The 15,631-nt window shown below is 40.1% G+C and carries 12 protein-coding genes, 1 tRNA gene and 1 riboswitch; of the genes, 11 read left to right on the forward strand and 2 right to left on the reverse strand.

What is annotated here, in order from left to right; genetic code table 11:
* Window positions 1-463: 463 nt before the first annotated feature.
* On the reverse strand, window positions 464-1,711 hold the full coding sequence (locus LQ188_RS20785; RefSeq protein WP_230178054.1) for an alpha/beta hydrolase: 1,248 nt from the start codon (window positions 1,709-1,711) through the stop codon (window positions 464-466).
* A 430-nt stretch (window positions 1,712-2,141) separates the two neighbouring features.
* A riboswitch (M-box (ykoK) riboswitch) is annotated at window positions 2,142-2,307 on the forward strand.
* Between the two features lie 265 nt (window positions 2,308-2,572).
* Between LQ188_RS20785 and mgtE the strand changes: the two genes are divergently transcribed.
* The 5 genes from mgtE to LQ188_RS20810 all read left to right on the forward strand — a co-directional run bounded on the left by mgtE (window position 2,573) and on the right by LQ188_RS20810 (window position 8,354).
* On the forward strand, window positions 2,573-3,931 hold the full coding sequence (mgtE, locus tag LQ188_RS20790; protein WP_202190588.1) for a magnesium transporter: 1,359 nt from the start codon (window positions 2,573-2,575) through the stop codon (window positions 3,929-3,931).
* 377 nt (window positions 3,932-4,308) lie between these two features.
* Complete coding sequence (locus LQ188_RS20795) at window positions 4,309-5,337, forward strand: NADP-dependent oxidoreductase (protein ID WP_230178055.1); 1,029 nt, start codon at window positions 4,309-4,311, stop codon at window positions 5,335-5,337.
* A 240-nt stretch (window positions 5,338-5,577) separates the two neighbouring features.
* On the forward strand, window positions 5,578-7,530 hold the full coding sequence (locus LQ188_RS20800) for an FUSC family protein (protein WP_230178056.1): 1,953 nt from the start codon (window positions 5,578-5,580) through the stop codon (window positions 7,528-7,530).
* Between the two features lie 159 nt (window positions 7,531-7,689).
* Entirely contained in the window at window positions 7,690-8,103 is a 414-nt protein-coding gene (locus LQ188_RS20805) for a YbjN domain-containing protein (protein WP_063235961.1), read from the forward strand.
* 177 nt (window positions 8,104-8,280) lie between these two features.
* Window positions 8,281-8,354 (forward strand) — tRNA-Gly (locus LQ188_RS20810).
* Window positions 8,355-9,208: 854 nt separating this feature from the next.
* Here the strand turns inward: LQ188_RS20810 and LQ188_RS20815 are convergent.
* Window positions 9,209-9,877, reverse strand: a complete 669-nt coding sequence (locus LQ188_RS20815; protein ID WP_230178058.1) for a phenylalanine--tRNA ligase beta subunit-related protein — start codon at window positions 9,875-9,877, stop codon at window positions 9,209-9,211.
* 106 nt (window positions 9,878-9,983) lie between these two features.
* Between LQ188_RS20815 and queG the strand changes: the two genes are divergently transcribed.
* The 6 genes from queG (at window position 9,984) to LQ188_RS20845 (ending at window position 15,575) form a co-directional block, all read left to right on the forward strand.
* The gene (gene queG, locus LQ188_RS20820; RefSeq protein WP_230178059.1) at window positions 9,984-11,123 is read left to right on the forward strand and encodes a tRNA epoxyqueuosine(34) reductase QueG; all 1,140 of its coding nucleotides are present in this window, start codon (window positions 9,984-9,986) and stop codon (window positions 11,121-11,123) included.
* Between the two features lie 199 nt (window positions 11,124-11,322).
* On the forward strand, window positions 11,323-12,180 hold the full coding sequence (locus tag LQ188_RS20825; protein WP_101223367.1) for an amidase domain-containing protein: 858 nt from the start codon (window positions 11,323-11,325) through the stop codon (window positions 12,178-12,180).
* 67 nt (window positions 12,181-12,247) lie between these two features.
* A complete protein-coding gene (gene trmL / locus LQ188_RS20830) occupies window positions 12,248-12,736 on the forward strand; it encodes a tRNA (uridine(34)/cytosine(34)/5-carboxymethylaminomethyluridine(34)-2'-O)-methyltransferase TrmL (protein ID WP_101223366.1) in 489 nt (162 codons plus the stop codon).
* A gap of 79 nt (window positions 12,737-12,815) precedes the next feature.
* A complete protein-coding gene (nfsA, locus tag LQ188_RS20835; RefSeq protein WP_101223365.1) occupies window positions 12,816-13,565 on the forward strand; it encodes an oxygen-insensitive NADPH nitroreductase in 750 nt (249 codons plus the stop codon).
* Between the two features lie 290 nt (window positions 13,566-13,855).
* Window positions 13,856-14,704 carry an ABC transporter ATP-binding protein gene (locus LQ188_RS20840; RefSeq protein WP_101223364.1) on the forward strand — a complete coding sequence of 283 codons (849 nt, stop codon included), beginning with the start codon at window positions 13,856-13,858 and terminating at the stop codon, window positions 14,702-14,704.
* Window positions 14,655-15,575 (forward strand): iron-hydroxamate ABC transporter substrate-binding protein, encoded by a 921-nt coding sequence (locus LQ188_RS20845; RefSeq protein ID WP_230178060.1) that lies wholly within the window; start codon window positions 14,655-14,657, stop codon window positions 15,573-15,575. Before LQ188_RS20840 ends, LQ188_RS20845 begins: the two co-directional genes overlap by 50 nt.
* The last annotated feature ends 56 nt before the right edge of the window (window positions 15,576-15,631 follow it).

Raw genomic sequence — 15,631 nt, forward strand, 5'->3', positions numbered from 1 at the left:
TAAATTCGATATGAGGGAGCTTTTCTGGTTTCTGCGGGGCAGGGTAGCTCGGAGAAAATATAAAAAACAAAAGGCAGAATTATTCTGCCCTTTGTCTTTAGTTTTTTTTGATTTGTACAATTTGAACGTCGATTTCCTCTCCAGGCACTCGCTTTCCGCGGGCGGTCCGGGAGCCTCCTCGGCTTGCGCCTGCGGGGTCTCCCCTGGACGCGCTTTTCGCAGGAGTCTCGCACCTTCCGTGTCAATCTACTTTGTTTTAATTTTTAGATAGAACCCTTTTGCTTTTAACTCATCCAATAAACTATTCAATTCAAATTCTTAATGATCTTCATTTCTTTTAGTAATACAAACACTTATGGGATACCCAGGGCTAAGATGATACAACCTAAAAAGATTATTCACCTTAATATTGGGGCACGAGGATCATTTGGGTGATCTTTGCAAACCCGGGGAGACACGACTCTTAATTGTTATTTTTACTGGTAAAGTCATTTTTGTTTAAAAATTCTATGATTCCATTAATTAATCCAGTGGATAATGGTAGTTCAGGATTTGTATAGGTTGCTAAATTTCCCGCTCGATCTGCAGGGGCTTCTTTCAATACGTGATTCATCTTTTCGAGTATAAGTAATTCAGAATCGCTTTTTTCCGTATGTAACGCCTTTGCGTTAGTTGCCGGCACTTGAATGTCTCTATTGCCGTTTACGATCAGAACAGGGATATTCAGTTCCTTTACTGATTCTATCGGGTTATATTGAATCCAAGAAATCATGTAAGGTTGAACAGAAGGGCGGAATACATTCTGCAAATCTGCACTGACAGTCTCGACTTGTTTTCCTTGTTTAAGCTTTGCCAGTATATCTTTCGATTCCGTTAATAACTTCGGTGTCAGTTGCTCTTCAAGCTGTTTGATGAGTACCTGGTCAATAGGTTCGCCTGGACCTGCCAATGAAATGAATATGTCTGTTTCTGTTTTCTTAGCTGCTTCCATTCCTATTAAAGAGCCTTCGCTATGGCCGATGATGCCGACTTTGGAAAAAAGGCCATCCTTTTTGGCAAATTGAATCCAGGCAGCTGCATCATCAATATACTGTTCAAATCTCAGGTCCGCTTCTCTTCCTGCCAATTGCATATTTTCACCAATTCCGCGCTTATCATATCTAATGCTTGCGATACCTTTTTCTGCAAGACTCTCGGCTAACATTTTCAAACTATTATTTTTTCCCGGATTTCCAATGGTGTTACCATCTTTATCGGTCGGACCAGAACCCGCAATTAAAATCATCACAGGAAAAGGCCCTTCATTTTTTGGTGTTTCTAAAAGGCCTTTAATGGTTCCGTTCTTTAAGTCGGCCTGCACGATTTCACCTGATTCTTTTTCTTCAACTGCCTGATCGGAGTTCTTGACCAATTCAAAGGGGAACTTTTGCCCTTTTTGAACAAATGTTCCTGAAATCCTTTTCTGATCTACTTTACCATCAAACGTTATTTGCTGATTTTGGATCTTCATATCAAAAAACAAGTCTGATTTACTTAACTTTACACTTGTTAAGGGGAATTCGTTCAACCCTTGTACAGGAATACTTATGGTTCCACCTTTCTTCGTAAAATGAACAATGATTGGAAGTGGTTGATTTGGAATCTTAATATCTCCCTCCCATCTGCCTTCAATAGCTTTCAATGAGCTCACTTCCTTTGAATTCTCTTCCACCTGTAACGCCTCCTTGGTTCTGCAACCTACCATTAATACAAAAGTACTTACGAAAATACATATAATCGTCAAAAGTTTTTTCATTCGAGCAATTTCCTTTCTAAAGTAATTAGAGATAAAAACAATTTCATGTAATGTTTTTTTTTGTTTCAGACATTCATATCCGTCTTCATTATAAGTAAGTTTTAATATCGAATTCCAATATTTTCCCTTGTGGTTGCGTTTATTTTTCCATTGTCCCTTTTTAAATAAGGTGGCAATTGTGGAGGGATTTTTAATTAAGAGAACAGACCGTCTTAATCGAGAGCGCCTAAGTCGGTGCTGTTTTCACGTTACCTTTTTAAATGTCGGGATATTAGGTCAAAATTAGAATTATTTGAATCAAACATTGACATCTAAAAGAAACTCTTTTAGAGTGGATGTGTAAATTAAATATCCTCGTTAGGTGAGGCTCCTGTGTAGGAGATACGCTACTGCCCAAAAATGTCGAAAGACGCCAATGGGTCAACAGAAACCATCGACATAAGGTGGTTTTTAATGTAGCTGGCTTTGTCCTATGCCACACAGTGCTAAAGCTCTACGAATGGAGGAACTGGATTTATGCTTGTATTTGTCATTCAGTCTTATACGACTGTTTGTATTTGTCATCCAGACAATGTACGCATATATACCGTATTTAACACCTTCATTTGTAATGGAGGTTTTTTTATTTTTTCCTGGGGGTGAGGAATTTGGATAACTATTCACGTCGACATACACGTGAATGAAAACAAGATTTTGGAAGGGGAATAAATATTTTTTCTACTCTTAGTATTTAAGGGAAATATTTTTTGGCTCCCCTAAAAAGGAGTGAGTGACAAGATGATAAAAGTCCTGACCGAAGATCAAATGACTTTACAAATCATAAAAGTTTTAAAAGAAGGAAAAAAGAATGAATTTTTAGCAATATTAGAAGAACTCCAACCTTATGACATTGCGCGAATTTTTGAGGGGCTACCAGAAAAACACCATACACGTTTCTTGTTGTTACTTGATTCAGAACAAATCGCTGAACTGATTCAAGAAGTTGAGAAAGTGCATCAATTAAAAATCCTTAGTAAATTAGGAATAGAGAAATCCGGTCATGTAATGGATCTAATGGATAATGATGATCTAGCTTCATTGTTAGAGGACCTATCCCCTGAAAAAATTGAAGAACTTCTTTCAGGCATGAAACAAGAAGAATCAAAAATCGTTCAAAACATCATGAATTATCCCCCTGAAACGGCCGGGCGAATAATGACAAACCGTTTTGTCTGGATCCCCCAACATTATACAGTTCGTGAATCAGTTGAAAAACTGAAAATCTTTGCGGAGTTTTCGGAAACGATCAATTATCTTTATGTAATAGATAATGATAAAAAATTAGTAGGTGTTGTCTCATATCGGGATTTAATAATAAATGATGAATCTGAAAAAATTCAAGATATTATGTATAGCCGGGTTATCTCGGTTACTGCTTATGAAGACCAAGAAGAGGTAGCTCGTGTTATTGAGCGATATGATTTTTTAGCAATTCCTGTAGTTGAAAAAAATAATGAGTTATTAGGAATTGTAACCGTCGATGATATTATTGATGTTGTCATTAAGGAAGCGAATGAAGATATTGAAAAATTATCGGCATCCGGTAAAGCTATAGACTTTGATACGAAGGCGCACGTGGCCGCATATCGTCGGCTTCCCTGGCTTATTCTACTTTTATTTATCGGATTGGTGTCTGGAACCATTATAAGCGGTTTTGAAGAAACATTGTCCAAAGTTGTTGCACTTGCCTTCTTTATGCCGATGATCGCAGGGATGACTGGAAATACAGGTACACAATCTTTAGCTGTTGTTGTAAGGGGCCTAATCACTAGTGATACGGATAAAGGAGTCGTGACCAGACTTATTATACGGGAATTGAAAGTTGGATTGATAATAGGCGTTACCTGTGGAATATTGATTTCCATCATAGCTTATGTTTGGCAGGGAAATCCCGTTCTGGGATTAGTGGTTGGAAGTTCGTTAGTGATGACCCTAATTATCGGGACTTTAGCTGGGACCATTATTCCTTTGATATTATATAAATTCAACATCGATCCTGCAGTTGCTTCTGGTCCGCTAATTACAACACTAAATGATATCCTCTCGTTACTTATTTACTTTGGAATTGCCACGATGTTTATTTCAAAATTGATGTAGACTATCCATTAAGCTAGTAGTTTTTTCAAGGGCGAACATAGTCTCAATGATTGCATTACAAACTGTCCAGGCTGATGTTTTAAATCGGGATAGTGCGGAGGTTGATCATCTGCCAAGCAGACAATAAAAATAGAGTTTTAAGCTGCGGCCTTTTCTCGGTATCCAATCGGGGAAAGGCCGTTAAATTTTTCTGGGAGTGAACCGTATATTGAAATGAAAAACATGGGACATAATAGGCTGTAGCAAGTTTGGGGTTTATAGGAAAGACTACATAAGAGTGTTATGGAGCAAAAACCAATCATATTCTTTGACCTATGAACTTCATCAGTGATACGCTTCTTTTCGAAATTACGTATTCAAACCAAGGAGGAACAATGATGACACAAACTAAACAACAAATAATCACCCTGGCAAACCGTCCAAAAGGTATGCCATCGAAAGGGGATTTCAACTTTGTTGAGAGTGAAGTTCCCACACCAAAGGATAATGAGATTTTAGTACGGACACTATATTTATCTGTCGATCCATATATGCGTGGCAGAATGCAAGATACCAAATCATATATTGCTCCATTTGAATTGAATAAGGTCATCACTGGCGGCGTTGTTGCTGAAGTTGTTGAGTCCAAATCGAATTCCTTCAAACAAGGGGATGTCGTTGTTGGGAATATCGACTGGGCAGAATACACAGTTGTCACCGAAAAGGAAATCCGCGTGATTGATCCCAAGGTGGCTCCGGTCACAACTCATTTAGGGATTCTTGGAATGACCGGTTTAACTGCTTACTTTGGTTTGCTTGATATTGGTAAACCTCAAGAAGGTGAAACGGTAGTCGTTTCAGGAGCGGCTGGAGCAGTTGGTTCAGTAGTCGGACAAATTGCTAAGATTAAAGGTGCGAAGGTTGTTGGCATCGCTGGTTCAGATGAAAAACTTGAGTATTTAACGAAAGAGCTGGGATTTGATGGAGCCGTAAATTATAAAAGTGATAGTTTTGCGACAGATTTAGCTAATGCTGTTCCCGATGGAGTCGATGTTTATTTCGATAATGTGGGCGGCGAGGTGTCCGATGCTGTTTTCACACTTTTGAATGCGAATGCCCGAATACCATTATGCGGAGCGATTTCCTCGTATAACGCAGAAGGAAAAGATCTAGGACCGCGTCTGCAATCGGCGATGATCAAAACGAGTGCACTAATGAAAGGTTTCACAGTTGGAAATTATGCCTCTAGATTCCAAGAGGGTGCTACGGATTTAGGTAAGTGGCTTCAAGAAGGAAAGCTGAAGTATGAAGAAACGATTATTGAAGGGTTCGAAAACACGCCTGATGCATTTTTAGGTTTGTTTAAAGGAACGAACCTCGGTAAACAGCTTGTAAAAGTTGCGGAGCCTGAATTCGCTCAACTATAAGTTTTCTGGAAATAAAGCTGAGGAAGGTCCATTGTTGGGATTTTTAAGCAGCTTATGACAAAAGCGGCCTTTTTTCGATTTAAATCGGGGAAAGGCCGTTTTCTTTCAAGTTATATGATCCTTCATTACCTTAAGTGGTATCTTTTGATCCATATGAAGGATATTAATTATGAGAAGTCACTTCATCAGACATAGCCTTCACTACAGAGTTGGAATCTTTAATGAAAGGATAAATTGAAAATGAGTGAAAATAAGCAAAGGTCCTCTTCGGAATCTCTGAAATTGGATACGATACATACTACATTTAAACAGGCTTTTGAAATAAAAAAGAATCCATTTCCTTGGATAAAAGCACTAAGTGCAGGTATAGCTGCTGCACTACCTGTTTTCATTGGCTTATTATTCGGAAATTTATCGTACGGTTTACTTGCAGGGATAGGAGGTTTCACTTATTTATACGTTTTTAACCAACCGTATCGCCAAAGAGCTAAAAAGATTTTCTTTGTGATGGTGGGTCTTGCTTTATCTGTTGTTTTAGGGACGCTTTTGGCTCCATACCAATTAGGAACAGCCATAATGATGGGTATCATCGGGGCCAGTGTTTTTTTTGTATTTGGTGCATTAAAGATAACCGGTCCTTCGGCGGTATTCTTCGTCTTGAGCTTTGCGCTTGCGACAGGTATGCCCGTTGACCAAAACCTTGCCCCATTGCGTGGTGGCCTCGTTTTAATGGGTGGGGCACTATCATGGATAATCTGTATGTTAGGCTGGTTTTTCAACCCTCATGGACCAGAATCGCTTGCGGTAGAAAAGGTGTACAGAGAATTGGGGGCATTCTTTGATTCCATGGGCACCGAGACTTTCAATAAAGCAAGACAAAGAACCGTATTGGCGATGAAACACGCTGAAGATACACTGTTAGCGGGGGTTTCAAACAGGAGAAGTCCAGATGAGTTGAAGCGATTATATCTATTGAATGAACATGCCAATGCCATATTCTTGGAGGCTCTGGAGATTACCTTGAACAAAAAGATCGTGATGCCGCCAGAATTAGGTCATTCCGTTCGTGCCTTGGCCGGTTCCATTGCATCTGGAACAAAGAATAAAAAAAAGATCCTTCAACCTGACCAAATGACTGATGAGGTGGAAGCGTTATTCATGATGATTTACAATGCAGATGCCATCATGAATGAACCTGTACAGAAAATCGATCAAGCAGCAACCATCTCCAAGCCTTCTTTAAAGACCATTTTTCTTGGGGCGTTCGATAAGAATTCCATTGTTTTCCTCTCTTCCGTTCGATATGGAACAATCCTTACCATTGCGGCGATCATCGCCTATTCCGCCGATTTTAACCGTTCGTACTGGATTCCCTTATCCTGTGCGGCCGTTATGTCGGGTCCGACCATCATCTCCACATTCCATCGGGCGGTCCAAAGGACTTTCGGGACGGTCATCGGACTCCTGATAGCAAGTTTAATTCTAGCAGCCGTTCATAACGAGTTCATCATCGTTCTGATCATTTTATCTTTGACATTCATTACAGAGCTTTTCATCGTTCGGAATTATGGATTGGCGGCGATGTTTTTTACCCCTTCAGCATTGATCATGGCGGAATATTCATCTCAAAGCTATGATTTCGGTTTTTTTGCGACTGTAAGGATAACCGATATTGTCGTTGGAAGCTTGATAGGGCTTATTGGGTCGCTGTTACTCGGAAGTCGTTCGGCATCCAGTCTTCTCAATCATTTAATAGCCAAAACGATTCGTAGCCAGGGGCAGCTATTATTGATGGCGTTCTCTGAAAAAGATAATGACCTTGCAATTGATGAAAGCAGTGAAAGGAACAAAATGCAAACAAATATGGTGAATCTATTAACCGTCTACAATGCATCCCTTGGTGAGATATTCAAAAACAAGGCTAGATTGGAATCTCTTTGGCCCGTTATATTTTCGATAGAACAGTTGGGATATTATCTAAATGCCAGCTTAAAATCCTCTGAACGGCCAATCCTTTCAGAGCGGGAGCTTGCTCAGTTGCTGTATGTTTTCGAAAACATGGCGATAGCGGCCGATAAAAGTCGATCACATACGAATAAAGAAGTGCCAGAAATAGAAGGATATTCAAAAATCCGTCAGGAAATTTTGGACCTACAAGATGCGCTTCAGTTTTCCGGAGAAGCAACTGGCTAATCAATCTATTGATCCGGGAGATCATATTTGAATCCCTTTCTTTAAATGAGTGATTCTTCGCCCCTATTAATAGGATGAAATTGGAAGGTTTATAGAAAAGTCTGTAAAAATGCCAGTTTTCATTATAAAATGTAATTACAAAGAGAAAGGTGATGAACCATGTCAAACGTTGCTAAATTTCGTGATTTTTTAACTAGTGAGAAAATCTATATGAATGAGTTGAATGAAGATGGCACCACCTTTTTTAGGGCTGAGCAAAAGTTAAAGGACGGCTGGAAGGTCCTTTTAGTATTTGCTTTCAATCAAGATGAAAATGTGGCGGACTTATTTTGCTTTAATGTCGCCGAGTTGAAGAATCCTGAAAAGAAACAGGATGTACATACACTGTTGAATGAATATAATGCTAATTTTAGGTATTCTAAGCTGTATGAGGAAAATGGGACCATTTCCATTCGGTATTCATACTCCATTGAGGGGGATATCGTACCGGATCTGGCGTTCAGGAAGTTAATCATGCTGCTTGAAACGGCACAGCAGGTTTATCCGCGGTTAATGGAAGTCATTTGGTCTTAGATGAAAAAGTTCTCTGATTCAGAGGACTTTTTAACATTTTTACTAGAGTGAATGAATATATTAACGTTACAATACGTTAATTATTAATTTTTTTTAAAAGAACTATTGCATTTTTTCACATTAAACTATATAATTAATTTTGTTGATTGGTAATTCGACAAACTTCTACAAGAATATGCGGGTGTAGTTTAGTGGTAAAACCTCAGCCTTCCAAGCTGATGATGAGGGTTCGATTCCCTTCACCCGCTCCAATACATACTCATAACGTAGGGTTTCGTTACCTGGAGAACGAAGCTTTGCGTTTAAATATTATTACAAGAATTCTACTGTTTACAGTGGGATTTTTTTTATTGTTCAAATTGCCTGCAGTAAGTATGTTATGCCCGAAAACCGATTTTTTATTTTTATATTATCCTCCATCCTGGAGAGTGGGGATTTCGATTCAGCACTAACTTAGTCAATGTGATTAACTACGTAAGTAGAATCAGTTTGACTAAGTGTGTGCTTTTTTTTGTCCAAACTTGCAAGTTATGTAGTTGAGGTCTGTTTAGACACTGTTAATGGGGAAGAGCAAGGTGTGCGGATATGTAATAACCATTGTTATGGTTGCAGTTTGGCACAAAAAGGGATTGGGAGTCCGAATAGTGAGGTGTAGGTTGAAACAAAAGTGCTCCGGCTGAAAACAGCAAAAACATTTTTTTCGGAAAAATTGTAGGCAATCTCGCTCTTTGTTTTTTTATTGTTTTATGAAACCCTCACTGGTTCGAAGAAATTTTTGACACTCCTGCCGAATAACTGGCTAGTCGAGACCCCACAGGCGCTTGCTTTGATGAGGCTTGGCAGTCAGTCGGCGGAAAGGGAGCGGATTTCTGGAATCAACTGGAATGTAATTTAAGAAAAGTCCGTAGGCTAGACTCATCCCAAACCAAATTTAAGCTAGGTGATCCTTTATGCTCTTAAAATCCAGGAATCATTTTATCGCTTTTTTCAGGGTATGGATCGATCGGTTGAATAAAAGGATACTAGAGGACTGGTTTTATTAATTGGAAAAATCATAAAAACCCCTTCCGATTGTGGAAAGGGTTTAATTTCGTTCAGATTTTAATTATCCTTCTACAATCGAGTAAGTCCCTTCACCACCATGGATTTCAAGGAACATGTCCATCAGGGATTTCGTCAGCTGATCTGCTTCCGTGATTGGAGTATTGGGTTGTAAATAAATGATTTGGATGGCTTTTTTCGTTTCTTCGGTGACTTTCGTGCGTTCTGAATCAACGTAAGGACTTCCGAATGCGCCCACATGATCGGCAGATGTAATCATATTCTCCATGGAATTCAAGCGGCCGTTCAAACCTTCATAACCATCTGACTCCTCGCCGATCTTAATCGAGATGTCCCCTGATAATTTTTCCGCATCATAAATGCCAATCGGAACTTCATATAACAGCGAGAAGAAGTTATTTAAATCGATGGCTGAATGAATGGGTGTCAAGTAATTCTGTTTTTTTACTCGACGGTAAAGGGCTTCCACGGAGGGGCGGTACCGTGACGGATTTGTTCCAGTAGCCTTGAAAATCTCCCGCCACACTTTAATGCCGGAAAAGTCGGTCAATTCCTTTTCTTCAAGATCGAAGAAAAGAGCTTCCTGAAATAATTGAAGTCTTCCTTTCACCATTTGCGGGGAGGGACCTACTTCGATGTTTTCATATGTAATGATCCCAACTTTGAATTGAGGGATTTTACTGCTAAGATTAGCTGATACGGTAATTTCCAACGGTTTCACCTCCAAAAATGATTGCAATTAGTTTATCATAGATAGCAATGGTTTGAAAAAGATTCAAGCTTTCAATGGGAATACTGAATGAACGTAGGTGATTAATATGGATATGAACACATTCAAGCAAGAAGTGATTATATATAGTAAGGAAATCGGCATCGATAAAATCGGCTTTACATCGGCCACGGCCTTTACCGAATTGAAAGGTCGGTTGATACGTCAACAGGAGCTGGATTATCAGTCAGGGTTTGAAGAAGCCGATATAGATAAAAGGGTAAGGCCTGAATTGATATTCGATAAACCGCAATCCATCATTTCGATTGCGCTTGCTTATCCTTCTAAATTGAAGGATGCTCCGCAAAGTACAAAAAGTGAGCGCCGGGGGATTTTTTGCCGGGCGTCTTGGGGAACGGATTATCATACCGTTCTTCGTAATAAATTGCAGTTACTTGAGGATTTCATTAGTGATAAGGTGCCAGGAGCAATGATGAAGTCCATGGTTGATACGGGCGAGTTATCTGATAGGGCGGTGGCTGAGCGTGCAGGTATTGGCTGGAGTGCAAAAAACAGTATGATCATCACACCGGAATTCGGGTCTTATGTATACTTGGGAGACATGATAACCAACCTGCCATTTGAACCGGATCAACCGATGGAAGATCAATGCGGGACATGCAATAAATGTGTCGATGTTTGCCCGACTGGAGCGCTCGTTCAGGGCGGGCAGCTAAATTCCAAGCGTTGCATTGCGTTCTTGACGCAGACAAAAGGTTTCCTTCCGGATGAGTTCAGGACGAAAATAGGCAATCGTTTGTATGGATGTGATACATGCCAGACCGTTTGTCCGAAAAATAAAGGAATGGATTTTCATTTTCATGAAGAGATGGAACCCGACCCGGAGCTGGCGAAACCGCTGTTAAAACCGCTGCTTTCGATTTCAAATCGGGACTTCAAAGAGACATACGGCCATGTATCTGGCTCTTGGCGCGGTAAAAAACCAATCCAACGAAATGCCATTTTAGCATTGGCCCATTTCAAAGATGAAACGGCATTGCCTCAATTGATACAGGTCATGAAGGATGATCCGCGGCCTGTCATCAGGGGGACGGCGGCCTGGGCAGTTGGGAAAATTGGCCGGGAGCAGGCTGTTTCCGCATTGGAAGATGCAAGAATGAAGGAAACGGATGAAGAGGTATTGGCGGAAATTGAGAAAGGACTGCAGTTTACCTTGGAAACTAAATGATATCTAAAATGCAGCCGCCCGGTAAATATTAACGGGGCGGCTTTTTTTGGCTTAGAATATTCCGTTACCTTCAAGGAAACCTTTTTAAAAGTATCATTATATATATAAAGTTGAAACTCCCACATTTTATGAAATTGTGTTTTTGTCCATGCCCTCATACATACACATTAGCATAGATGGTAAGAAGGAGGGTATGAACTTGAGGGAACAATTGCAACGCCTTTTACAAGAAAGAGTGGAGTTTTATACTTCCGATGATCTGGAACGGGGTGAAAGGAAGTTACATTTGAAGAAGGAAATGATGAGAAACCGTGCTGCGGAAATTGTTCGGGTGAATGCGGCAGGCAAGGTACATTCAAAGAGAAAGGAAGACAATGATACAGTTCTGACATATCACGTGCACCTGCAATATTTATTGAAACAGGAGGATTCATTTTATATAGAAGAAGAAATGGAGGAAAGGGAGGCCCGGTTTCGAAATGGTTATATAGTGGATGAAAGTGAGCTGATTCCGAGCTTTGAAACCGAAGGGGCACCGCCAAAATGTGATCCAGGCGCAGAGCGTCTCGCATATAAATATGATCGGATGAAGGCTGTCCAATATGCCGAGCGTTGGTGGAACGAATTCAATCCCGCTTATCATAAATTCACTGATGATTGTACGAATTTCATTTCACAATGTTTACATGCAGGAGGAATACCGATGTGGGGGGCCCCAAATAAAAGTAAGGGCTGGTGGATAAGAGGGAAAAGCTGGAGTTATACATGGACGACGGCCCATTCTTTATATCATCTGCTTAAAGCCGGGAATGCCATCAGGACAAAGCAGGTCGAGTCAGCCAAGGAATTGAATTTGGGAGATATCCTCTGTATAGATTTCGAAGGGGACGGACGGTTTGATCATAACTTGATCGTAACGGCGAAGGATCAGGACGGGATGCCGCTAGTGAATGCACATACGATGAACAGCCGTCACCGGTATTGGACATATGAGGATTCAACGAGATACACACCGAACATCGTTTATAAATTCTTTGTGATTTTGGATGGAGGGTGATTGGTTTTTAGTCTTTTTTGTTTAATGCTATAATTAAGGTGAAGTTCAAACTAGAGGTGAAAATGAAGTGTCAATACATGTAGTTTTATATCAACCACAGATTCCAGCAAATACAGGAAATATCGCAAGAACATGTGCAGGGACGGATACGTCTTTACATCTCATTCGCCCGCTCGGTTTCTCGACGGATGACAAACAGCTCAAACGGGCAGGGCTCGATTACTGGGAGAATGTAAAGATCCATTATTATGATTCGTTAGAAGAGTTTTTTGAAAAAAATGCCGGCGGTGAATTTTATTACTTGACGAAATTCGGGGAGCAGCCGCATTCCAGCTTCGATTACAGTGATCAAGACAGTGAGATATTCTTCATTTTTGGCCGTGAAACGACGGGGCTCCCGAAAGATCTGATCCAAGAAAATATGGATCGGTGCCTGCGGATTCCAATGACGGATAAAGTACGTTCACTTAATCTGTCGAACACGGCTGCCATCTTGGTTTATGAAGCACTTAGACAGCAAAATTACCGTGAATTGGATTTGAAAACAAAAGGTTGAGTTTCATCATTACTGTCATCGGGGGCATTATTTCAGCCCCGATGATGGATACTTTACATATTCTTTAGGGGTGGGAGCATTGAATAACATTATTGAGAAGATTTTAGATCACCGTTCCATACGTTCTTTTGAGGACAAGTTATTGTCTGAGGAGCAAATCAATACGATTGTGGAATGTGCCCAAGCGGCATCGACTTCAAGTTATATTCAAGCGTATTCAATCATAGGGGTAACCGATCCGGAAAAGAAAGCCAAGCTTGCTGAACTTGCCGGACCACAATCATATGTAGAGAAGAATGGACATCTATTCGTCTTTTGCGCCGATTTATATCGTCATGATATGGTTTCCGAAATGGAAAACACTGACCTGTCCGAATCAATTGAAAGTACGGAGAAATTCATGGTTGCCTGTATTGATGCTGCTCTTGCGGCTCAAAATGCGGCATTGGCAGCAGAATCGATGGATCTTGGCATTTGCTATATAGGCGGGATCCGCAATAATCTCCCAGAAGTGTCAGCAATATTGAATATACCGCATCGCGTTATACCATTATTCGCTCTAGTGGTCGGATATCCGAAAAACCGTTCGGATAAAAAGCCGCGTTTGCCGCTGTCCAATATTTATCATGAAAATGGATATCAGGAGGATAAGCAAGAGTTCATCGGACAACTTGAAGAGTATAATGAAACGATTTCCAGTTATTACGAGCGTCGGACTGAAGGTAAACGAAAAGACACCTGGACCGAGCAAATGGCTGGAATGCTTGGAAAGAAAAGCAGGTTGTACATGAAAGATTATGTTGAGAAGCAAGGATTTAAGAAACATTGATTGATGGTAATGGCTTATTGCCCTTCCCATAAGGGACATCTTCCAAAGTCCTGAGTATGGACCTAGCAGTAAAGATCCCGGAAATATTTCCGGGATCTTTACTGTGTTCATTTGTCAGTCGGTAATATGGACCGGCCCAAAAAATCCTGTCAGAATTTCTTCTTATATGCCCATGAAATTACCATTGACAATATATTTAGATAGAATTATAGTAATTAAGTAGTGGATAATGATAATCATTTTCATTTGAGTTTTTACTTACCTATTTTTCAGTAAATGGAGGTTAAAAAATGGTTCGCCTATATACAGAGGATTTGAATATTGGTTATGGTGAACGTTTAATTGTAAAAGATCTCAGTGTGGAAATTCCAGATAAAAAAATCACGACGATCATCGGTTCAAATGGGTGTGGGAAATCGACACTTTTGAAAGCGATCACCAGAATCATTTCTAATCAATCAGGTACGGTTGTTTTAGATGGGGTGAATATTTCAAAAGAAAGCACTAAGATCCTTGCAAGAAAAATGGCCATACTTCCGCAGACACCCGAGAGTGCAAGCGGTTTGACGGTTGGGGAGCTCGTATCATATGGGCGCTTTCCCTATCAAAAGGGTTTTGGGCGCCTGACCCAAAAAGACTATGATGTGATTGATTGGGCACTTGAAGTGACCGGTACGAAAGACTTCAAGTTCCGTCCGGTGGATGCTCTATCAGGAGGTCAGCGCCAGCGTGTTTGGATTGCGATGGCACTTGCCCAGGAAACGGAAATCATCTTCCTTGACGAGCCGACCACCTATTTGGATATGGCGCATCAGCTGGAGGTTCTAGAATTATTACAAAAGCTGAATGTAGAACAGGGACGTACAATTGTCATGGTTCTTCATGATTTAAACCAAGCTGCTCGCTTTGCCGACTATATCATTGCCTTAAAGGACGGGGAAATAGTCAAAGCAGGAGATTGTGAAGAAGTCATCACTCATGAAGTGCTTAAGGAAGTATTCCATATTGATGCGGTAATCGGACGAGATCAACGAACAAACAAACCAATGTGCAGCACATACAATTTATTAAAAGGAGATTTGACAACAAATGAAAAAGATAATGATCCCGTTTATACTGCTGTTAGTGTTAATTATTAGTGCTTGTGGTAACGAGTCAAACGAAAAAGAAAAAAGCTCCGCTTCCAAAAAGGAAAAATCAGGTACCATCACATATCAATCTGAAAATGGTCCTGTTGAAGTTCCGGCAGATCCTCAGCGTGTTTTAGTACTATCTTCTTTCGCAGGTAACGTAATGGCTTTGGATGTTAACCTTGTAGGTGTCGATTCGTGGTCTAAAATGAACCCGAACTTTAAAGAGTTAAAAAATGTCGAGGAAGTCACGGACGAAAACCTGGAAAAAATCATTGAGTTGGATCCGGATTTAATCATTGGTTTATCAACGATTAAAAATGTCGATAAATTAAAGGAAATTGCTCCGACTGTAACGTATACATACGGAAAAGTGGACTATTTAACACAGCATGTAGAAATTGGTAAACTTTTGAATAAAGAAAAAGAAGCTCAAGCTTGGGTGGATGATTTCAAAAAACGGGCAAAAACAACCGGTGATGAAATTAAGGCTAAAATTGGAGAAGATGCTACCGTTTCCGTTTTCGAAAAGTTTGACAAACAGTTCTATGTATACGGCGATAATTGGGGCCGTGGAACGGAAATTCTTTATCAAGAAATGAAATTGGGCATGCCTGAAAAGGTAAAAGAAGTGGCATTGAAAGATGGTTACTTTGCCTTATCATTAGAAGTCCTGAAAGACTATGCCGGTGATTATGTGATTTTGAGCAATAACAAAGATCAAGACAATTCATTCCAACAAACAGATACGTTTAAAAACATACCTGCCGTTAAAAACAATCAACTATATGAAGCTGATGCAAAAAAATTCTACTTCAATGATCCAATAACATTAGAATACCAATTAGACTTCTTTTCCAAAAGTTTTCTTGGAAAATAATACAGTGAGGGAGAGGGATTCCAATTCCTCTCCTTTTATTCTATAAAAAAGAGATG

Source organism: Peribacillus sp. Bi134 (assembly GCF_918698065.1).
Classification (GTDB): domain Bacteria; phylum Bacillota; class Bacilli; order Bacillales; family DSM-1321; genus Peribacillus.